We start from the raw sequence: 21149 nt of genomic DNA, 5'->3' as shown, positions 1-21149 counted from the left end.
CTCAGTGCTCCCGGCTGTCGAAGTCGATGCGTGGGTCGACCAGGGTGTAGGTCAGGTCGCCGATCAGCTTCACCACCAGCCCGAGCAGGGTGAAGATGAACAGGGTGCCGAAGACCACCGGGTAGTCGCGATTGATCGCCGCCTCGAAACTCATCAGGCCCAGGCCATCGAGGGAGAAGATCACTTCGATCAGCAAGGAGCCGGTGAAGAAGATACCGATGAACGCCGAGGGAAAACCGGCGATCACCAGCAGCATGGCATTGCGGAACACATGACCGTAGAGCACGCGGTTGGGGCTCAGGCCCTTGGCCTTGGCGGTGACCACGTACTGCTTGTTGATCTCGTCGAGGAAGCTGTTTTTGGTCAGCAGGGTCATGGTTGCGAAGTTGCCGATCACCAGCGCAGTGACCGGCAGCGCCAGGTGCCAGAAGTAGTCGAGCAGCTTGCCGGCGGTGCTCAGCTCGTCGAAGTTGTTCGACGTCAGGCCGCGCAACGGGAACCAGTCCAGGTAGCTGCCACCGGCGAACAGCACGATCAGCAGGATGGCGAACAGAAACGCCGGGATGGCGTAGCCGATGATGATCGCCGAGCTGGTCCAGACATCGAAGTGGCTGCCGTGACGGGTGGCCTTGGCGATCCCCAGGGGGATCGACACCAGGTACATGATCAGCGTGCTCCATAGCCCCAGGGAGATCGATACCGGCATTTTCTCGATGATCAGGTCGATGACCTTGGCGTCACGGAAGAAACTGTCGCCAAAATCCAGCCGGGCGTAGTTCTTGATCATGATCCACAAGCGTTCCGGCGCCGGCTTGTCGAAGCCGTACATCTGCTCGATTTCCTTGATCAAGGCCGGGTCCAGGCCCTGGGCACCGCGGTAGTTGGAGCCGGCCACCGAGACTTCGGCGCCGCCACCGGCGATGCGGCTGGTGGCGCCCTCGAAGCCTTCGAGCTTGGCGATCATCTGCTCCACCGGGCCGCCCGGGGCGGCCTGGATGATGATGAAGTTGATGATCAGGATGCCCAGCAGGGTTGGGATGATCAGCAGCAAACGGCGAAAGATATAGGCCAGCATGCTATTTCGCCCCTTCGGCCGCTTGCGCTTCGGGCGCCGGGTTCAGCGGCACCACCGGCTCGACATCGGGCTTGATCCACCAGGTGTTGATACCGATGTCGTACTTGGGTGAAACCTTGGGGTGGCCGATGTGGTTCCAGTAGGCCACGCGCCAGGTCTTGATGTGCCAGTTGGGGATCACGTAGTAGCCCCATTGCAGCACCCGGTCCAGGGCGCGCGAGTGCTCGATCAGGCTTTGTCGCGAATCGGCGTTGATCAGCTGCTCCACCAGGGTGTCGATGACCGGGTCCTTCAGGCCGATGAAGTTGCGGCTGCCGGGATTGTCGGCGGCGGCGCTTTGCCAGAACTCGCGTTGCTCGTTACCCGGGGAGTTGGACTGCGGGTAGCCACCGACGATCATGTCGAAATCCCGCGAGCGCAGGCGGTTGATGTATTGCGAGACGTCAACCCGGCGAATCACCAGGTCGATACCCAGGTCCGCCAGGTTGCGCTTGAACGGCAGCAGGATGCGCTCGAACTCGGTCTGTGCCAGGAGGAATTCGATGGATACCGGCTTGCCCTGGGCGTCGACCATCTTGTCGTCGACAATGCGCCAGCCGGCTTCCTGCAGCAGCTTGTAGGCCTTGCGCTGTTGTTCGCGGATCATGCCGCTGCCATCGGTGACCGGGTTGGCGAAGGCCTGGGTGAACACCTGATCGGGAATCTTGCCGCGCAGCGGTTCGAGAATCTTCAGTTCAGCGGCGTCGGGCAGGCCGCGGGCGGCCATGTCGGAGTTCTCGAAGTAGCTGCCAGTGCGGGTGTAGGCGCCGTTGAACAGCTGCTTGTTGGTCCATTCGAAGTCCAGCAGCAGGCTCAGTGCTTCACGCACCCGGATATCCTGGAACAGCGGGCGGCGGATGTTGTAGACAAAGCCCTGCATGCCGGTCGGGTTGCCGTTGGGCAGCTCTTCGAGGATCAGGCGCTTGTGCCGCACTGCCGGCACGTCATAGGCAGTGGCCCAGCTCTTGGCTGCGGTTTCCAGGCGGTAGTCGAACTGGCCGGCCTTGAGTGCTTCGAGGGTGACCGCACTGTCGCGGTAGTAGTCGATGGTCATCTCGTCGAAGTTGTAGAAGCCGCGGTTGACCGCCAGGTCCTTGCCCCAGTAGTCCTTGACCCGCTCATAGCGGACCGAGCGCCCCGGCTTGACCTCGGCGACCTTGTACGGGCCGCTGCCCAGGGGGATTTCCAGGTTGCCCTTGGTGAATTCGCGGTTTTCCCACCAGTGCTTGGGCAATACCGGCAGCTGGCCGAGGATCAGTGGCAGTTCTCGATTGTTGCTGTGCTTGAACTTGAACAGCACCCGCTGCGGGTCTTCGGCGATCACCTCGGCGACATCGGCGTAGTAGCCGCGGTACAGCGGTGCGCCATGCTTGATCAGGGTGTTGAAGGTGAACACCACGTCGTCGGCCTGGATCGGCTGGCCGTCATGAAAACGCGCTTCGGGGCGCAGGTAGAAGCGCACCCAGCTGTTGTCCGGGGCTTTCTCGATCTTGCCGGCGACCAGGCCGTACTCGGTGAAAGGTTCATCCAGGCTCTGGGTCATCAGGGTGTCGTAGATCAGGCCGATGTCGTCGGCCGCTACACCCTTGTTGATGAACGGGTTGAGGCTGTCAAAGCCGCCGAAGCCGGCCTGGCGGAAGGTGCCGCCCTTGGGCGCGTCGGGGTTGACGTAGTCGAAGTGCTTGAAATTTGCCGGGTACTTCGGCGCTTCATCGTAGAGGGTCAGGGCGTGTTGCGGTGCAGCCAGTGCCTGGCTGCCGAGGCAGGCCAGCAGCAGTGCGCAGGCCTTCAGGCGCAGGCGGGACATTGGCATCATTGGGCTTTCTCCGAAGGCTTGATCCACCAGCTGTTGAGCCCCAGGGTGTAGGGCGGCGTGGCCACAAAGGCAAAGCGATTGCGGTAGGCCAGGCGGTGGTTGTCGAGATACCAGTTGGGAATCATGTAGTACTGCCACAGCAGTACCCGGTCCAGGGCGCGTGCCGCAGTCACCTGGTCCTCACGGCTCTGGGCGGCCAGCAGGGTGTCGAGCAGGTGATCGACCACCGGGTCTTTCACGCCAGCATAGTTCTTGCTGCCCTTGGTCGAGGCCTGGCTTGAATGAAAGTACAGCCATTGTTCAAGGCCCGGGCTCAGGGTCTGGTTCAGGGTCATCAGGATCATGTCGAAATCGAATTGGTCCAGGCGTTGTTTGTACTGGGCCCGGTCTACCGTGCGCAAGCGTGCTTCGACGCCAATGCTGGCAAGATTTTCGACATAAGGTTGCAGGATCCGCTCAAGGTTCGGATTGACCAGCAGCAGCTCCAGCTTCAAGGGTTGCCCGGCGCTGTTGAGCAGGCGCTGGCCGTTGAGCTTCCAGCCGGCCTGGCCGAGCAGGTCAAGGGCCTGGCGCAGGGTCTGGCGGTTGATACCACGGCCGTCAGTGTGGCTGACCTTGTACGGCTCGGTGAACAGCGCCGCCGGCAATTGCTTGCGGTAGGGCGCCAGCAGTAGCCATTCCTTGCCCACCGGCAGGCCGCTGGCGGCGAACTCGCTGTTGGGGTAATAGCTGCTGGCACGTTGGTAGGCACTGCTGAACAGGGTGCGGTTGGTCCATTCGAAGTCGAGCATCAACCCCAGCGCCTGGCGCACCCGCGCATCGCTGAAGGTCGCGCGGCGGCTGTTCATGAACAGGCCTTGGGTCTGGGTCGGGATCTTGTGCGGGATCTGCGCCTTGATCACGTCGCCGCGGCGCACCGCCGGGAAGTTGTAGCCGTTGGCCCAGTTCTTCGCCTGGTGCTCGATGTAGATGTCGAACTCGCCGGCCTTGAAGGCTTCGAAGGCCACTGCGCTGTCACGGTAGAACTCGAATTCGACGCGGTCGACGTTGTACTTGCCGCGGTTGACCGCCAGGTCCTTGCCCCAGTAATCCCTCACCCGCTCGAATACCAGGCGCCGCCCAGGCTGGACCTGGGTGATGCGGTACGGGCCGCTGCCTAGCGGCGGCTCGAAGGTGGTGGCCTTGAAGTCACGGCCCTTCCAGTAGTGCGCCGGCAGCACCGGCATCTCGCCCAGGCGCAGGATCAGCAGCGGGTTGCCGGCGCGCTTGAAGACGAAGCGGATGCGTCGCGGGTTGAGAATGTCGACGCGCTTTACTTCCTGCAGGTTGGTCCGGTAGATCGGGTGACCTTCCTTGAGCAGGGTGCGATAGGAGAACGCCACGTCGCTGGCGGTTATCGGCTTGCCGTCGTGAAAGCGCGCCTCGGGACGCAGGTTGAACACCACCCAGCTGCGGTCTTCGCTGTACTCGACGGAGCCTGCGATCAGGCCATAGCTGGACGTGGGCTCATCACCGGACGGGTCGTATTGGCCGGTGCCGACCATCAGGGTTTCGTTCAGCTCGCTCACCCCGTACTGCAAGAAGTTCGGCGTGGTGACCGGGCTTGAGCCCTTGAAGGTATAGGGGTTGAGGGTGTCGAAGGTGCCAAATGCCATGGCCCGCAAGGTACCGCCCTTGGGCGCTTGCGGATTGACCCAGTCGAAGTGGGTGAATTTGGCTGGATACTTGAGCGTGCCGAACTGGGCGTAACCGTGGCTTTCGCTGATTGTTGCGCCCGCGGGAAAGCTCAAGGCCAGGCTGAGTGACAGCAACAGGAGGGGACGTATCAAGTCGAGATCCGATCCAGGCGGCTTGGGCTTTATTCCGGCTACAGTAACAGCTTGTATCGACTGGAAAAAGAGTGCCGCATGGGGCGCTGCAGGGCGCTCCGGTCAGCGACCGGAGCGCGGACCTCAATGATTGAGGTAGACGGTCAGGGTCTGGCCCGGCTTGAGGGCGTGGCCGCTGCGTGGATTCCAGCGCTTGAGGTGCTGCATCTCGACGTTGAAGCGCTTGGCCACCAGGTACAGCGAGTCGCCTTTGCGCACCTTGTACTGGGTGGATTTTTTCTGGTTCTTCGCGCCAGCCGGCTGGGTGCTCTGCATCACCAGGGTCTGGCCGGTCTTCAGGCGTTGGCCGGAGAGCTTGTTCCAGCGCTGCAGGTCTTTGACGCTGACCTTGTTGGCCTTGGCGATGCTGGCCAGGTTGTCGCCACGCTTGACCCGGTAGCGGCTGTTGCGGGTCGTGCTGGTGCGCGGCGCGGCTTCGGCCATGGCAGCTTCGAACACGGCTTTTTTCGGCTGCAGGGTCAGCAGCTCTTCAGGCTTCATGTTCGACAGCGAGGCGGTCAGCAGCTGTGCCTTGGCGGTCGGCACCAGCAACTGCTGCGGGCCGTCGACAGTCATGCGCTTCTTGAATGCCGGGTTGAGCTGGAACAGCTCGTCTTCGTCGATTTCGGCCAGGGCGGCGACCCGCGACAGATCGAGGCGGTCCTTGATCGCGATCGCTTCGAAGTAGGGTTCGTTGGCAATCGGGTTAAGGTTGACGCCATAGGCCTGCGGTGTCATCACCACCTGCGACAGGGCCAGCAGCTTGGGCACGTAGTCGCGGGTTTCCTGCGGCAGTGGCAGGTTCCAGTAGTCAGTTGGCAGGCCCAGCTTCTCGTTGCGCTCGATGGCGCGGCTGACCGTGCCTTCACCGGCGTTGTAGGCCGCCAGGGCCAGCAGCCAGTCGCCGTTGAACATGTCGTGCAGGCGGGTCAGGTAGTCCAGCGCGGCGTTGGTCGAGGCAGTGATGTCGCGACGGCCATCGTAGAAGCGGGTCTGGCGCAGGTTGAAGTAACGACCGGTGGAGGGGATGAATTGCCACAGGCCTACCGCATGGGCCCGTGAATAGGCCATTGGGTTGTAGGCGCTTTCGATCGCTGGCAGCAGGGCCAGCTCCAGCGGCATGTTGCGCTCTTCGAGGCGTTCGACGATGTAATGGATGTACAGGCTGCCGCGGTCGCCGGCGTTTTCCAGGAACGAGGGGTTGCTGGCAAACCACAGGCGTTGCTGTTCGATGCGTGGGTTGACTGCAACGCCGTCCTGCAGCACGAAGCCCTGGCGCATGCGTTCCCAGACGTCCTGAGGCGCTTGCTCCACCGGTTTGACCGGTACGATCAGCGGTTTCTGCTTGGCCCGAGCCTGGTAGTTGTGCGCGCGAACGCTGTCGGATTCGTCGACTTGACGGGTGCTCTGGCAGCCCACAAGGGTGGCGGCCAGGGCCAGCGCACTGGCTTGGGCCAGGCGCGTCAGGGCGACGGAATTGAAGGTTCTGCGGCTAGTGGACGACATTGGCTGGGACAAAGTTCCGGGCAAAAATGTCGGGGGATTCTAGAAAGCGGCCCCTCAACGGTCAACCTTTCAGAACTTTCCGTCACCAACAGCGGCTGTTTAGAACCGATCTTTCCAAGCGCGCAACCCAGCAAAAACAGCACTTGGCGTGGGGTTTATCGGGCCATTCCGTTCGTCTAGTTTTTCTTTAACGGATGTTACGGAGGTCCGCAGAAAGGGGTTGGTGAGCTTTTCCAGGGCCAGGGTTGAAGGCAACGTGATGCGATCTTGTGACCTTAGCTCGGTAACGTCGGCGAAGCGTTGGGCAATGTGCGGGTTTTCAGGCTCGACGGCCTGGGCGAAGCGCAGGTTGCTCAAGGTATATTCGTGGGTGCAATACACCAGGGTTTCGGCGGGCAGGGCGGCCAGGCGCTGCAGGGAATGGTGCATTTGCTCCGGGGTGCCTTCGAACAGACGCCCGCATCCAGCGGCGAACAAGGTGTCGCCACAGAACAGCACGGGTGTGGCCGTTTGCTGGCAATAATAGGCAATGTGCCCCAGGGTGTGTCCAGGGACGGCGATGATCTGGAAATCCAAGCCCAGAACGCGCACGCTGGCGTTGTCGTCCAGGGCCTGGTCACGACCGGGGATGCGCTCCTGGGCGGGGCCGTAGACGGTCGCGCCGGTCCGCGCCTTGAGCTGCTCGACGCCACCGACATGGTCGTGATGGTGGTGGGTGATGAGGATATCGCTCAGTTGCCAGCCGGGATGGCGTTCAAGCCAGGCCAGTACCGGTGCTGCATCGCCCGGATCGACCACCGCGCAACGCTGGCTGGCAGAATCTTGTAACAACCAGATGTAGTTATCGTTGAAAGCGGGCAGGGCATCGATCTGTATCATGGTGCGATTCGCCAAACGGTGGACATGGGTGCATCTTAGTAGCTATGCGCGCTGTCGAGAACCTTCAAGGGAGACTGCAATGACCGATCAAGCCTTCGCCCAGGCCGATCCGCAGTGGCTGGAGCTGATCAGCCTGGCCCGCGACTGGTTCGCCGGCCCCCTCGGGCAACTCATGCTCAAGGAGGAACAACGCCTGCTCGAAGAGGAGCTGGGGCGTTACTTCGGCGGTTACCTGGTGCACTACGGCCCCTGCGCCGAAGCGCCGCCCAAAGCCCCGCAGGTGCAGCGCAACGTGCGCTTGGGTGCGCCGCTGCCGGGGGTCGAGATCGTCTGCGAAGAACAGGCCTGGCCACTGAGCGAGCACGCCGCCGACGTTGTGGTGCTGCAGCACGGCCTGGACTTCAGCCTGTCGCCCCATGGCCTCTTGCGCGAGGCCGCCAGCAGTGTGCGCCCGGGCGGCCATCTGCTGATCGTCGGTATCAACCCCTGGAGCAGTTGGGGCGTGCGTCGGGTGTTTGCCCATGATGCCCTGCGCAAGGCGCGCTGCATTTCCCCCTCAAGGGTCGGCGACTGGCTCAACCTGCTGGGCTTCGCGCTGGAGAAACGCCGCTTCGGGTGCTATCGTCCGCCGCTCGCATCCCCCGCCTGGCAACAGCGCCTGGCCGGTTGGGAGCGGGTCGCCGGTGGCTGGCAGAGTGCCGGTGGCGGCGTTTACCTGCTGGTGGCGCGCAAGATGGTGGTGGGTTTGCGGCCCCTGCGTCTGGAACGCCGCGAACCGATGGGCAAGCTGCTGCCGCTGCCGATGGCCAAGGTCAACCGGCGCCATTCCGAACCCTGAGTTCCGGGCCCCAAGGGCACGGGGTCAAATCATTGATGAAAAGGCTGTAAATGAGCGATAGCGTCGAGATCTTTACCGATGGCGCCTGCAAGGGTAACCCTGGTCCGGGTGGCTGGGGTGTGCTGATGGTCTGCAAGGGCGTCGAGAAGGAACTGTGGGGCGGCGAGCGCGACACCACCAACAACCGCATGGAATTGATGGCCGCGATCAAGGGCCTGGAAGCGCTCAAGCGTGAATGCGAAGTGCTGCTGGTGACCGACTCCCAGTATGTGATGAAAGGCATCACCGAGTGGATGGTCAACTGGAAGAAGCGTGGCTGGAAGACCGCCTCCAAAGAGCCGGTGAAGAACGCCGACCTCTGGCAATTGCTCGATGAGCAGGTGGGCCGGCACAAGGTCACCTGGAAGTGGGTGCGCGGGCACGTCGGCCATCATGGCAACGAGCGCGCCGACCAGTTGGCCAACCGTGGCGTTGACGAGGTCCGTGGTCTGCGTTGAGCACAGCGGCCGCCACTCATCCTTGAGCTGAGGTAGAATGGCCGGCTTTTCACCAGACTGTACGCGGCAGGAGACCCCCGGCGTGGAGATTCAGAACAACAGGTCGGTCGTCCTCGACACCGAAACCACCGGCATGCCGGTCACCGACGGCCACCGAATCATCGAGATCGGTGGTGTCGAGTTGATGGGCCGACGCTTGACCGGGCGGCACTTCCACGTCTACCTGCAACCGGACCGCGAGAGCGATGAAGGCGCCATCGGCGTCCACGGCATCACCGATTCCTTCCTGCTCGACAAGCCGCGTTTCGGCGAGGTCGCCGATGAATTCTTCGAGTTCATCCAGGGCGCCCAGCTGATCATCCACAACGCGGCGTTCGACGTTGGCTTCATCAACAACGAGTTCGCCTTGCTCGGTCAGCGCGACCGCGCCGATATCACCCAGCACTGCACCATTCTCGACACCCTGATGCTGGCTCGATCCCGGCATCCGGGCCAGCGCAACAACCTTGACGCCCTGTGCAAGCGCTACGGCGTCGACAACTCTGGCCGTGAGCTGCACGGCGCGCTGCTCGACTCGGAGCTGCTGGCCGACGTCTACCTGAACATGACCGGCGGCCAGACCAGCCTGTCGCTGGCCGGGCACGGTGCCGACGGCGAGGAGGAGGGGCAAGACAACCGTGCCAGCGAGATCCGCCGCCTGCCCGCCAGCCGACAGCCAGGGCGGATCATCCGCGCCAGCGAGCAAGAGCTCGAGCTGCACATGGCACGCCTGGAGGCGATTGCCAAGTCCGCCGGTGGCCCGGCACTGTGGCAGCAGCTGGCCGACGCAAACTGAGGCAATTTGCCGCGCAGAGGCGCTGGCGACCTTCTACCCTGAGTTGACGCAGCTGTCACTCGGAGGAAGCGCCCGCCCATGTACAAGGACCTCAAGTTTCCCGTCCTGATCGTGCATCGCGACATCAAGGCCGATACGGTCGCCGGCGAGCGTGTCCGCGGTATTGCCCAGGAGCTGGCCCAGGACGGTCTCACCATCCTGCCGGCGATCGATTACGCCGAAGCTCGCCTGGTCGCCTCGACCCACCATGGCCTTGCCTGCATGCTGGTTGCCGCCGAAGGCGCAGGCGAAAACACCCATTTGCTGCAGAACATGGTCGATCTGATTCGCCTGGCCCGGGTGCGTGCCCCGCACTTGCCGATCTTCGCCCTCGGCGAGCAGGTGACGCTGGAAAACGCCCCCGCCGATGTGATGAGCGAGCTGAACCAGCTGCGCGGCATTCTTTACCTGTTCGAAGACACCGTGCCGTTTCTCGCCCGGCAAGTGGCACGGGCGGCGCACAGCTACCTGGATGGACTGCTGCCGCCGTTCTTCAAGGCCCTGGTGCAACACACCGCGCAATCGAATTATTCATGGCATACGCCCGGTCATGGCGGTGGCGTGGCCTACCGCAAAAGTCCGGTCGGCCAGGCGTTCCATCAGTTCTTCGGGGAAAATACCCTGCGTTCGGATTTGTCGGTGTCGGTGCCCGAGCTCGGTTCGCTGCTCGACCACACCGGCCCCCTGGCCGCCGCCGAAGCCCGCGCGGCAAAAAACTTCGGCGCTGACCATACCTTCTTCGTGATCAACGGTACCTCGACGGCCAACAAGATCGTCTGGCACTCGATGGTCGGCCGTGATGACCTGGTGCTGGTGGACCGCAACTGCCACAAATCGGTGGTGCACGCGATCATCATGACCGGGGCCATCCCCTTGTACCTGTGCCCGGAGCGCAACGAGCTGGGCATCATCGGGCCAATCCCGCTGAGTGAATTCAGCCCGGCGTCGATCCACGCCAAGATTCAGGCCAACCCCCTGGCCCGGGGCCGGCCGGCCAAGGTCAAGCTGGCGGTGGTGACCAACTCCACCTACGACGGGCTGTGCTACAACGCCGAACTGATCAAGCAGGAACTGGGCAACAGTGTCGAGGTACTGCATTTTGACGAGGCCTGGTACGCCTACGCGGCGTTCCACGAATTCTTCCGCGGGCGTTACGCCATGGGTACTTCGCGCAGTGCCGGCAGCCCGCTGGTGTTCAGCACCCACTCCACCCATAAGCTGTTGGCAGCCTTCAGCCAGGCGTCGATGATTCATGTGCAGGACGGTGGCGCCCGGCAGTTGGACCGCGACCGCTTCAACGAAGCCTTCATGATGCATATCTCCACCTCGCCGCAGTACAGCATCCTTGCCTCGCTGGATGTGTCTTCGGCGATGATGGAAGGTCCGGCCGGGCGCTCCCTGCTACAGGAAATGTTTGATGAGGCGCTGAGCTTTCGCCGGGCCATGGCCAAACTGCGCGAGCATATGGACAAGGACGACTGGTGGTTCAGCATCTGGCAGCCGCCGCTGGAGGAGGGCGTACGCCGGGTGGCGACCGAAGACTGGCTGTTGCAGCCTCAGGCCGACTGGCATGGCTTTGGCGATGTCAGTGATGATTACGTGCTGCTCGACCCGATCAAGGTCACCCTGGTGATGCCGGGGCTCAGCGCCGGCGGAGCCTTGAGCGAGCACGGCATTCCAGCGGCAGTGGTCAGCAAGTTTCTCTGGGAGCGCGGCCTGGTGGTGGAGAAGACCGGGTTGTATACCTTTCTGGTGCTGTTCTCGATGGGCATCACCAAGGGCAAATGGAGCACGCTGCTGACCGAGTTGCTCGAGTTCAAGCGCAACTACGACGCCAATACCAGCCTGGTCGAAAGCCTGCCGTGCATCGCTCAGCTCGATCCGCTGCGCTATCAGGGCCTGGGCCTGCGGGACCTGTGCGACCAACTGCACGCCTGCTACCGCAGCAATGCCATCGCCAAGCAGCTCAAGCGCCTGTTTACCCGCTTGCCGGAAGTGGTGATCAAACCCGCCGATGCCTATGACCGGATGGTGCGCGGGGAGGTCGAGGCGGTGCCGATCGGGCAGTTGCTCGGGCGCATCGCCGCAGTCATGCTGGTGCCCTATCCGCCAGGAATTCCGTTGATCATGCCGGGGGAGCGGTTTACCGAGGCAACCCGCTCGATCATCGATTACCTGGCGTTTGCCGCCGCCTTCGATAGCGGTTTTCCCGGCTTTGTCGCCGATGTGCATGGGTTGCAGCACGAAACGACTGCGCAGGGACGGATCTATACCGTCGATTGCATCAAGGTGTGAGCACGGTCAGGGAATGCGGATGATTTCCACGCCACTTTGCACCAGCTCGAAGCGATCCTCACCCAGATGATTGACCCGGTCGCCGATTGCCAGTTTATAGGTAGTAATCGGCAGGGATGCGCCACTACCGTCGGCCTGCAGGGTGGCTTCCTGGAACTCATGAACGGGATAGATGCGGCCCTCTGCGTCCCGTGCATGAAACTGTCCGACCAGTACTGCTGTCATTTACCGTGCAACCTCTGAAGAAATAAGGATCTGTCAGGCATAGACCACTGTTTTGCCTGGTAAGTTTTGCCCGAACGGAAAAAAACTTCAGACCCGGGCGGGATCATCTATACCTACAACTCCCTTTCTTCTTCACGTCAGGAAATTGCCATGAGCCAGGTGTATTCAGTCGCCGTCGTCGTCGGCAGCTTGCGCAAGGAGTCCCTCAACCGCAAGGTCGCCCGTGCGCTGGCGGAGCTCGCGCCGTCCAACCTCAAACTGCACAGTGTCGAAATCGGCGAACTGGCCTTGTACAACGAGGATATCGACGCCAATCCGCCTCAGGCCTACAAGACCTTTCGCGAGCAGATTCGCAGCAGTGATGCGGTACTGTTCGTCACCCCGGAATACAACCGATCGGTGCCGGGGGTGTTGAAGAACGCCATCGATGTGGGCTCGCGGCCCTATGGTCAGAGCGCCTGGAACGGCAAGCCGGGGGCGGTGATCAGTGTGTCGCCCGGCGCGGTGGGCGGCTTCGGCGCCAACCATCATCTGCGCCAGTCGCTGGTGTTCCTCGATGTGCCGTGCATGCAGCAGCCGGAGGCGTATATCGCAGGGGCGGCAACGCTGTTCGATGAGCACGGCAAACTGTCGGAGAAGACCCGGCCGTTCTTGCAGGCCTTTATCGACAAATTTGCCGTGTGGGTCGAGCGGCATCAGAAGTGAGGCAGCTAATTGCGGGGCAAGCCCGCTCCTACCTGTAGGAGCGGGCTTGCCCCGCGAGGGTGGTTTTACACCGCCTGCGGCATCTCGCCTCGTGCCAGGCGCTTGTTGATATCAGCAATCACTTGCGGCAATTCGTTGATGGTGTCGATCAGGTAGTGCGGGCGCGCGCTTTCGAACAGGGCATGAATGCGCTTGCGTTCGCGTTCGAGCGTGTCCGAGGCCAGGGCGCGGTAGCCTTCGTAAGTCAGGCCCAGGGCGTTGCCCGAGCACACCAGCGCTACCGTCCACATGCCGGCACGACGACCTTCGAGGATGCCTGGCACGGTGTCGTCGACCTTGACACAGGCGGCGACGTCATCGATCCCCAGGGCAATCACGTTGGCCAAGGCCTGGGCCGGCCACGGGCGCCCGTTCGGGGTTTCGTCGGTGGCCACCACGTGATCGGCCACATAACCGTTCTGCGCCGCCAACGCCACCACCTTGTCCATCACCACTTTCGGGTAGCCCGAGCACGAGCCGATCTTCAGGCCGTCCTGGCGCAGCCCGGTCAAGGTGTCGAGGGCACCGGGAATCAGCGCCGAGTGTACGGCGATCTTCTCGATCTGCAGCGGCATGAAGCGTTCATAAATGGCGGTGACGTCGGCATCGCTCGGGGTGCGGCCAAACACCTTGCGATAGCGCTCGGCGATTTGCGGCTGGTCGCACAAGGTGCGGATGTGGTCCCACTTGCCCATGCCCATCGGGCCACGGGCTTCCTCAATGGACACTTCGACGTCGAACTCGGCGAAGGCCTCGACGAAGATCTGCGTCGGGGCGAAGGAGCCAAAGTCGACCACGGTGCCGGCCCAGTCGAGGATCGCGGCTTGCAGGTGGGTCGGATTGCTGTAGTTCATGTTCTGGGTTCCTTGAGCGGGTGGTTGCGCTGGTCAGGTAAAAGGAATTCGTGGTGTCAGATGTCCAGCACTTCCATTTCCTGCAGGACGTGGGCGATGGCATTGACCGCAGCCTGCATGCCCTCCGGGCCGACACAGCCGATGCAACCGACGCGGAAGGTCTCGACCTGGGTCAGCTTGCCCGGGTAGAGGATGAAGCCCTTGGCCTTGACCCGCTCGTAGAAGTCCTTGAACTGGTAGCGCGGATCTTGCGGGGCATGGAAGGTGACGATGATCGGCGCCTGGATCTCAGCCGGCAGGAAGCTGCGCAAGCCGATCGCGGCCATGCCGTCGAGCAGCGTCTTGCAGTTGCTGGCATAGCGCTGATGGCGGGCGGGCAGGCCGCCTTCTTCGGTGTATTGCAGCAAGGCCTCGTGCAGCGCCGCTACCACGTGGGTGGGCGGGGTGAAGCGCCATTGGCCGGTCTTGGCCATGTAGGCATGCTGGTCCTGCAGGTCCATGGCCAGCGATGGCGAGTTGCCTTCGGCGGCGGCCAGCGACTGTTTGTTGGCAAACACGAAGCCCATCCCGGGCACACCTTCCAGGCATTTGCCCGACGCGGCGATCAAGGCATCGAACGGCACGTGGCGGGCATCGATCGGCAAGGCGCCGAACGAGCTCATGGCGTCGATGATCAGACGCTTGCCGTGGCGGGCGATGACCTGGGCGATCTGCGCCAGTGGGTTGAGAATGCCAGTGCTGGTTTCGCAGTGAATCAGCGCCACGTGGGTAATGCTGCTGTCGGCGGCCAGCAGGCGATCGACGTCGGCGGCGGTGGTCGGCTGGTCTTCGGCGGTTTCGAAAATGCTGCAGGCACGCCCCAGGACCTTGCAGATCTTCGCCAGGCGTTGGCCGTAGGCGCCGTTGATCAGCACCAGGACCTTGCCATCGCGAGGTACCAGGGTGCCGATGGCGGCCTCCACGGCAAAGGTGCCGCTGCCTTGCAGGGGCACGCAGTGGTGGCTGTCGGTACCGTTGACGATGGTCAGCAGTCGCTCGCAGAGGCTGGCGGTCAGCTGGTTGAAGTCGCGGTCCCATGAGCCCCAGTCGACCATCATCGCTTGGCGGGTACGGGCTGAGGTGGTCAGGGGGCCGGGGGTCAGCAGGAGAGGGGCGTTACTCATTCCGGTAATCCTCACAAGCGGTGGGCTGAATCTATGGGGCCTAAGTTGCAATTACGTGCGCCATCAATCAAATTGTTTGTTGTTATGCCAGCCATAAGTCAGGCCGATAGATATGAACCTGTTCCAGCTCCGCGCTTTCGATGCCGTGGCCCGTGAGGGCAGTTTTACCCGCGCCGCCAACCGCCTGTTCATCAGCCAGCCGGCGGTGACCGGGCATATCAAAGCCCTGGAGGAGCATTACCAGATCACCTTGCTGCGTCGCACCGCCCGGCGGGTCGAGCTGACCGAGGAGGGCATTCGCCTGGCGGCGATTACCCGCGCCATGTTCGGTTTGGCCGAAGAAGCGCAGGTGATGCTCGAGGCCAACCGGCAGTTGCTCACCGGGCGCTTGGAAGTGGCGGCCGACGGCCCGCACCGGGTCATGCCGATGCTGGCGCAGTTGCGTGCGGCTTACCCGGGCATCACCGTCAACCTGCGCCTGGGCAACGCCCAGGAAACCCTGGCAGCGCTGCTCTGCGAGCATGCCGATGTGGCGGTCCTGACCGAAGTCGAACCGCGCAAGGGCCTGTACCTGCAAAGCCTTGGTGATTCACGGATCTGCGCTTTGCTACCGGCCGGACACGTTTGGGCGGGCAGTACAGGTGAGCTGCAGTTGAGGGAACTGGACGCACAGATCATGGTGCTGCGCGAACCCAGCTCGATCACCCGCCGCACGTTCGATCAGGCCTGCAGTGAGGCCGGTGTTCAGCCTCGGGTCCTGCTGGAGCTCGACAGCCGTGAAGCAGTGACTGAAGCCGTGGCTGCGCAGCTTGGCATCGGCATCGTGTCTTCGGCGGAAATCAGCCATGACCCGCGGGTGGTGGCACGGCCCATCGCCGGATCGGGGCTGGTCAACCAGCACATGATCGGCTGCTTGCAGCGGCGCCGCGAACTGCGCCTGATCCAGGCTTTTCTCAAGCTGGCTCCGGTACGCTGAGCCAGGGCTGGTTTTTTCCCGGCAGGCTCCTAAGATGGCGATCAAATAACACAGGCAAGGCGAAATACTGCTGATGACGGAGAAAGACACCATCTCCATGCAACTGGTGCGTGAAGCGCTGCTGCAGAGTTATGCCCCGGGTGCACCCAGCCAGGCCTTGCTCGGCCGCGTGGGGATCGATCCCGGGCAACTGCACGAAGCTGATGCACGGGTGCCGGCCAGTGCCTACGCGCAGCTCTGGCGCTTGCTCGCTCGCCGTTGCCACGATGAATTCTTCTGCATGGACCCGCGCGGCCTGCGCACCGGCAGCCTGGCCTTCCTGTGCCGTTCTTCCATGGCCCAGCCAACCCTGGGCGCCGCGCTGGAGAGCGCCCTGGCGTTTCTCGGGCTGATGCTCGAGCACCTGCAGCCGGTCCTGGTGCGCCAGCAGAGCCTGGCGGAAATCGTCATCGGCGAGCCGCTGGATGAGCCGCGCCGGGCCTTCACCTATTTTACTTTCTGGATGATTGTCCATGGGGTTGCCTGCTGGCTGGCCGGGCGGCGCATTCCGATCCTGGCCATCGAGCTGCGTTGTGCTGAACCGCCATTTTGCGATGACTACCGGGTAATGTTTTCGGAGAACCTGCAGTTCTGCCGCCCGCGTACGCGGATGATCTTCGCTGCCGATTGCCTGGACCTGCCGCTCAAACGTACGCCGGAAGAGTTGCAGCGCTTTCTGGCCGAGGCGCCGGCCAACATTCTGGTCAAGTACCGTGACCCGGCCAGCCTCGCGCGACGGATCAAGGAAACGTTGCGCCAGCTACCCGCCGGCGAGTGGCCGGAAACCGAAACCCAGGCCCAGCAGCTGTGCATATCGGCCTCGACCCTGCGTCGCCGTCTGGCCGAAGAAGGCACGACTTACCAGGGCCTCAAGGACAGTGTGCGCAAAGAGCTGTCGATTGCCTGGCTGGCAGAGGCGCAGGTGAGCTTCGCCGAAATTGCCGAGCGTCTGGGGTTCGCCGACAGCAGCTCGTTCTACAAGGCATTTCGCAAATGGTATGGCTGCAACCCCGGCCACTATCGGACGCTGATCGGGCAGGGTGAAACCCATCCACCGGCGCGATGATCGCGGCTGCGGCAACGTTGGCAAACGGTCCACGCAATCCTTGAGGCCAAACCAGTCATCCAGATTGACAGCTTTGGCCATTGTCCCGTAACGGCTCTGGCGCGACTATCTTCAGATCAATCGTTTTATTCCAACAATAAAAAACGAGGAGTCTGGCGATGCGTGATTACCGTGCCGCGGCGCAAGGATTCAACTACCCGCATACCGCTGCGGCCGCCCTGCAAGGCAGCCTTGGTTTGCCGACCAAGGCCTTCGTGGTGCTGGCCAGCGGCACACAGCCCTGCGAGGAACTGGCCGAGGCGCTGAAACAGCATGTCCGCCAGCGCCTGTACGCCCACGCCTATCCACGGGAAATCGAATTCGTCAGCGAACTGCCCAAGACCCCGAGCGGCAAGCTGCAGCGTTTCATCCTGCGTAACCAGGAAATTGCCAAACAACAAGCCGCGCAGGCTTCGACCGCCAGCGCCTGAGGAAAGACCATCATGCAGATTGCCAACAAGAACTTCATCGTCAGCGGCGCAGCCTCCGGCCTGGGCGCCGCCACCGCACAGATGCTCATCGAGGCCGGAGCCCAGGTGATGCTGGTCGACCTCAATGCCGAGGCGGTCGCTGCCAAGGCCCAGGCGCTGGGCACCAAGGCACGCTTTGCAGTTGCCGATATCAGTCAGGAGGCCGCCGCCAAGGCCGCGGTCGATGCCGCCGTTGCCGCCTTCGGTAGTCTCCATGGCCTGATCAATTGCGCCGGTATCGTTGGCGCCGAAAAGGTTCTGGGCAAGAACGGCCCCCATGGCCTGGACAGCTTCAGCCGGGTGATCAACGTCAACCTGATCGGCAGCTTCAACCTCTTGCGCCTGGCCGCTGCGGCCATGGCCGAAGGCGAGGCGGGCACCGACGGTGAGCGCGGGGTGATCATCAACACCGCGTCGATCGCCGCTTATGACGGCCAGATCGGCCAGGCCGCCTACGCCGCCTCCAAGGGCGCGATCGCCAGCCTGACCTTGCCCGCCGCCCGTGAACTGGCACGCTTCGGCATCCGTGTGATGACCATCGCCCCGGGCATTTTCGAAACCCCGATGATGGCCGGCATGACCCAGGAAGTACGTGACTCGCTGGCCGCCGGAGTACCGTTCCCACCACGCTTGGGCCGTCCGCAGGAATACGCCGCGCTGGCCCGCCACATCATTGAAAACAGCATGCTCAACGGTGAGGTGATCCGTCTCGACGGCGCCTTGCGCATGGCTGCCAAGTAATTTTCGGAGTAGACAATCATGACCCTTGCCAATGATCCGATCGTAATCGTCAGCGCCGTGCGCACGCCCATGGGCGGCCTGCAGGGCGACCTGAAAAGCCTGACCGCGCCGCAGCTGGGTGCTGCGGCTATCCGCGCTGCTGTCGAGCGTGCCGGGGTAGCGCCTGACAGCGTCGAGCAGGTGCTGTTCGGCTGCGTGCTGCCGGCAGGTCTGGGCCAGGCCCCGGCGCGTCAGGCGGCGCTGGGCGCCGGCCTGAACAAGGCCACCACCTGCACCACCCTGAACAAGATGTGCGGTTCGGGCATGCAGGCGGCGATCATGGCCCACGACCTGCTGCTGGCCGGCAGCGCCGATGTGGTTGTGGCCGGCGGCATGGAGAGCATGTCCAATGCTCCTTACCTGCTGGACAAGGCCCGCAGCGGTTACCGCATGGGCCACGGCAAGATCATCGACCACATGTTCTTCGACGGCCTGGAAGATGCCTACGACAAGGGCCGGCTGATGGGCACCTTTGCCGAGGACTGCGCCCAGAGCAATGAATTTACCCGTGAGCAGCAGGACGATTTCGCCATCGCCTCGCTGACCCGCGCCCAGCAAGCGATCAAGGACGGCAGCTTTGCCAGCGAAATCGTTCCGGTGCAAGTGACCGAGGGCAAGACCCAGCGCCTGGTCAGCGACGACGAGCAGCCGCCCAAGGCTCGCCTGGACAAGATCCCGCAGCTCAAGCCGGCTTTCCGCGACGGCGGCACTGTGACCGCGGCCAACTCCAGCTCGATCTCCGACGGTGCTGCGGCGCTGGTGCTGATGCGCCGTTCCCAGGCGCAGAAGCAAGGCTTGAAGCCGCTGGCGGTGATCCATGGTCACGCGGCATTTGCCGACACCCCGGCGTTGTTCCCCAGCGCACCGATCGGTGCCATCGACAAGCTGATCAAGCGCACCGGCTGGAGCCTGGCCGAGGTCGACCTGTTCGAAATCAACGAAGCCTTCGCCGTGGTCACCCTGGCGGCGATGAAGCACCTGGACCTGCCGCACGACAAGGTCAACGTCCATGGCGGCGCGTGCGCCCTGGGCCACCCGATCGGTGCTTCGGGCGCACGCATCCTTGTCACCTTGCTCGCGGCCCTGCGCCAGAAAGGCCTGCATCGCGGGATTGCCGCCATCTGCATCGGCGGCGGTGAAGCCACGGCCATGGCCGTCGAGTGTCTGTACTGAGGTGCACCATGCTAATCAATGACGAACAACAGCAAATCAGCGATGCGGTGCGCCAGTTTTCCCAGGAGCGCCTGCGGCCATTCGCCGAGCAGTGGGACCGCGAACACCGCTTTCCCAAGGAGGCCATCCAGGAGATGGCCGAGCTGGGCCTGTTTGGCATGCTGGTGCCGGAGCAGTGGGGCGGCAGCGACACCGGTTATGTCGCCTATGCCATGGCCCTGGAAGAAATCGCCGCCGGCGACGGTGCTTGCTCGACCATCATGAGCGTGCATAACTCGGTGGGCTGCGTACCGATCCTCAAGTTCGGCAATGAGCAACAGAAACAGCAGTTCCTCACGCCGCTTGCCAGTGGCGCGATGCTCGGTGCCTTCGCCCTGACCGAGCCGCAGGCCGGCTCCGATGCCAGCAGCCTGAAGACCCGCGCCCACCGAGATGGCGATCACTACGTGCTCAACGGCTGCAAGCAGTTCATCACCTCCGGGCAGAACGCCGGTGTGGTGATCGTGTTTGCCGTGACTGACCCCAAGGCCGGTAAACGCGGCATCAGTGCCTTTATCGTGCCCACCGACTCAGCGGGTTACCAAGTGGCGCGAGTCGAGGATAAGCTCGGCCAGCACGCCTCCGACACCTGCCAGATCGTCTTTGACAACGTGCGCGTGCCGGTGGCCAACCGCCTGGGCGAGGAGGGTGAAGGCTACAAGATCGCCCTGGCTAACCTTGAAGGTGGTCGTATCGGCATCGCCTCGCAATCGGTGGGCATGGCCCGTGCGGCCTTCGAGGTGGCCCGTGACTATGCCCGCGAGCGCGAAAGCTTCGGCAAGCCGTTGATCGAGCACCAGGCCGTGGCCTTCCGCTTGGCCGACATGGCCACCCGCGTTGCCGTGGCCCGGCAGATGGTCCTGCATGCCGCGGCGCTGCGCGATGCCGGGCGCCCGGCGCTGGTCGAAGCGTCGATGGCCAAGCTGTTCGCCTCGGAAATGGCTGAAAAGGTCTGTTCGGATGCCTTGCAGACCCTCGGCGGTTATGGCTATCTGAGCGACTTTCCGCTGGAGCGCATCTACCGCGATGTGCGGGTCTGCCAGATCTACGAAGGCACCAGCGACATTCAGCGCATGGTCATTGCGCGCAATCTTTGAAGGGAGCAGCTTGCATGTCATTTGAAACCATTCTGTTGGACATCCACGGCAAGGTCGGCCTGATCACCCTCAACCGCCCTCAGGCGCTCAATGCCCTGAACGCGCAGATCGTCGGCGAGATCAACCAGGCCCTGGACCAGCTCGAAGCCGACCCGAACATCGGTTGCGTGGTGCTGACCGGCTCCGCCAAGGCGTTTGCGGCTGGCGCCGACATCAAGGAAATGGCCGACCTGCGCTACCCGCAGATCTACGTCGATGACCTGTTCAGCGACGCTGATCGCATCGCCAACCGGCGCAAGCCGATCATCGCCGCCGTGTCGGGGTTTGCCCTGGGCGGCGGTTGTGAGCTGGCGATGATGTGCGACTTCATCCTTGCTGCCGATAACGCCAAGTTTGGCCAGCCGGAAATCAACCTCGGTGTGCTGCCGGGCATGGGCGGCACCCAGCGCCTGACCCGTGCGGTAGGCAAGGCCAAGGCCATGGAGCTGTGTCTTAGCGGCCGCCTGATGGGCGCCGAGGAAGCCGAGCGCGCTGGCCTGGTCGCACGGGTAGTACCGCAGGCCGAGTTGCTGGAGGAAGCGCTGAAAGTGGCCGCGACCATCGCCAGCAAGTCGATCCCGATGACCATGATGGTCAAGGAAAGCGTCAACCGAGCCTTTGAGGTCAACCTGGCCGAGGGCGTGCGTTTCGAGCGCCGGGTGTTCCATGCGGCCTTCGCCACTGAAGACCAGAAGGAAGGCATGGCGGCGTTCATCGCCAAGCGTGAGGCGCAGTTCAAGGATCGTTGAAATGCACCG

The 21149-nt window shown here is 63.1% G+C and carries 19 protein-coding genes and 1 pseudogene; 12 read left to right on the top strand and 8 right to left on the bottom strand.

Going from position 1 to position 21149, the window contains the following annotated elements; all coding sequences use genetic code 11:
- Position 1 precedes the first annotated feature (1 nt).
- From NLX68_RS13750 to gloB, 5 genes are all read right to left on the bottom strand, one after another.
- On the bottom strand, positions 2-1075 hold the full coding sequence (locus tag NLX68_RS13750) for a microcin C ABC transporter permease YejB (protein ID WP_254284452.1): 1074 nt from the start codon (positions 1073-1075) through the stop codon (positions 2-4).
- Between the two features lies 1 nt (position 1076).
- Positions 1077-2930: an extracellular solute-binding protein gene (locus NLX68_RS13745; RefSeq protein WP_254284451.1), complete on the bottom strand. Its 1854-nt coding sequence runs from the start codon at positions 2928-2930 to the stop codon at positions 1077-1079.
- On the bottom strand, positions 2927-4759 hold the full coding sequence (locus tag NLX68_RS13740) for an extracellular solute-binding protein (protein WP_254284450.1): 1833 nt from the start codon (positions 4757-4759) through the stop codon (positions 2927-2929). Before NLX68_RS13740 ends, NLX68_RS13745 begins: the two co-directional genes overlap by 4 nt.
- A 123-nt stretch (positions 4760-4882) precedes the next feature.
- Complete coding sequence (locus tag NLX68_RS13735) at positions 4883-6304, bottom strand: transglycosylase SLT domain-containing protein (protein WP_254284449.1); 1422 nt, start codon at positions 6302-6304, stop codon at positions 4883-4885.
- 99 nt (positions 6305-6403) lie between these two features.
- Positions 6404-7183, bottom strand: a complete 780-nt coding sequence (gloB, locus tag NLX68_RS13730; protein WP_254284448.1) for a hydroxyacylglutathione hydrolase — start codon at positions 7181-7183, stop codon at positions 6404-6406.
- Between the two features lie 79 nt (positions 7184-7262).
- Between gloB and NLX68_RS13725 the strand changes: the two genes are divergently transcribed.
- From NLX68_RS13725 to NLX68_RS13710, 4 genes are all read left to right on the top strand, one after another.
- A complete protein-coding gene (locus NLX68_RS13725) occupies positions 7263-8021 on the top strand; it encodes a class I SAM-dependent methyltransferase (RefSeq protein WP_254284447.1) in 759 nt (252 codons plus the stop codon).
- Positions 8022-8071: 50 nt separating this feature from the next.
- Positions 8072-8518 carry a ribonuclease HI gene (rnhA, locus tag NLX68_RS13720; protein WP_254284446.1) on the top strand — a complete coding sequence of 149 codons (447 nt, stop codon included), beginning with the start codon at positions 8072-8074 and terminating at the stop codon, positions 8516-8518.
- An 88-nt stretch (positions 8519-8606) separates the two neighbouring features.
- The gene (gene dnaQ / locus NLX68_RS13715; protein WP_367949536.1) at positions 8607-9353 is read left to right on the top strand and encodes a DNA polymerase III subunit epsilon; all 747 of its coding nucleotides are present in this window, start codon (positions 8607-8609) and stop codon (positions 9351-9353) included.
- Positions 9354-9431: 78 nt separating this feature from the next.
- Complete coding sequence (locus NLX68_RS13710) at positions 9432-11687, top strand: Orn/Lys/Arg decarboxylase N-terminal domain-containing protein (protein WP_010224344.1); 2256 nt, start codon at positions 9432-9434, stop codon at positions 11685-11687.
- A 6-nt stretch (positions 11688-11693) separates the two neighbouring features.
- Here NLX68_RS13710 and NLX68_RS13705 read toward each other — a convergent pair whose 3' ends face one another.
- On the bottom strand, positions 11694-11912 hold the full coding sequence (locus NLX68_RS13705) for a hypothetical protein (RefSeq protein ID WP_254284445.1): 219 nt from the start codon (positions 11910-11912) through the stop codon (positions 11694-11696).
- 150 nt (positions 11913-12062) lie between these two features.
- Here NLX68_RS13705 and NLX68_RS13700 point away from each other — a divergent pair, with 150 nt between their 5' ends.
- Positions 12063-12617: an NADPH-dependent FMN reductase gene (locus NLX68_RS13700; protein ID WP_010224342.1), complete on the top strand. Its 555-nt coding sequence runs from the start codon at positions 12063-12065 to the stop codon at positions 12615-12617.
- A gap of 65 nt (positions 12618-12682) precedes the next feature.
- Here the strand turns inward: NLX68_RS13700 and phnX are convergent, their stop codons facing one another.
- Positions 12683-13510 carry a phosphonoacetaldehyde hydrolase gene (gene phnX, locus NLX68_RS13695; protein ID WP_254284444.1) on the bottom strand — a complete coding sequence of 276 codons (828 nt, stop codon included), beginning with the start codon at positions 13508-13510 and terminating at the stop codon, positions 12683-12685.
- Positions 13511-13566: 56 nt separating this feature from the next.
- The gene (locus tag NLX68_RS13690) at positions 13567-14673 is read right to left on the bottom strand and encodes a 2-aminoethylphosphonate--pyruvate transaminase (protein WP_254284443.1); all 1107 of its coding nucleotides are present in this window, start codon (positions 14671-14673) and stop codon (positions 13567-13569) included.
- Positions 14674-14785: 112 nt separating this feature from the next.
- Between NLX68_RS13690 and NLX68_RS13685 the strand changes: the two genes are divergently transcribed.
- From NLX68_RS13685 to NLX68_RS13655, 7 genes and pseudogenes are all read left to right on the top strand, one after another.
- Positions 14786-15649, top strand: a complete 864-nt coding sequence (locus NLX68_RS13685; protein WP_254284442.1) for a LysR substrate-binding domain-containing protein — start codon at positions 14786-14788, stop codon at positions 15647-15649.
- A gap of 73 nt (positions 15650-15722) precedes the next feature.
- The gene (locus NLX68_RS13680; protein ID WP_254284441.1) at positions 15723-16754 is read left to right on the top strand and encodes an AraC family transcriptional regulator; all 1032 of its coding nucleotides are present in this window, start codon (positions 15723-15725) and stop codon (positions 16752-16754) included.
- Between the two features lie 245 nt (positions 16755-16999).
- Positions 17000-17224 (top strand): annotated as a pseudogene (locus NLX68_RS13675) (AMP-binding protein); the annotation flags it as partial.
- Between the two features lie 12 nt (positions 17225-17236).
- Entirely contained in the window at positions 17237-18004 is a 768-nt protein-coding gene (locus tag NLX68_RS13670; RefSeq protein ID WP_254284440.1) for an SDR family NAD(P)-dependent oxidoreductase, read from the top strand.
- A gap of 18 nt (positions 18005-18022) precedes the next feature.
- Positions 18023-19216 (top strand): acetyl-CoA C-acyltransferase, encoded by a 1194-nt coding sequence (locus NLX68_RS13665; RefSeq protein ID WP_254284439.1) that lies wholly within the window; start codon positions 18023-18025, stop codon positions 19214-19216.
- A gap of 8 nt (positions 19217-19224) precedes the next feature.
- Positions 19225-20352, top strand: a complete 1128-nt coding sequence (locus NLX68_RS13660) for an acyl-CoA dehydrogenase (protein ID WP_254284438.1) — start codon at positions 19225-19227, stop codon at positions 20350-20352.
- Positions 20353-20366: 14 nt separating this feature from the next.
- Positions 20367-21140: an enoyl-CoA hydratase gene (locus NLX68_RS13655; RefSeq protein ID WP_010224326.1), complete on the top strand. Its 774-nt coding sequence runs from the start codon at positions 20367-20369 to the stop codon at positions 21138-21140.
- Positions 21141-21149: the final 9 nt, after the last annotated feature.

The sequence above is a fragment of the Pseudomonas sp. SBB6 genome (assembly GCF_024213215.1).
Taxonomy (GTDB): Bacteria; Pseudomonadota; Gammaproteobacteria; order Pseudomonadales; family Pseudomonadaceae; genus Aquipseudomonas; species Aquipseudomonas donghuensis.
This window is presented reverse-complemented; position numbering and strand designations above follow the sequence as displayed.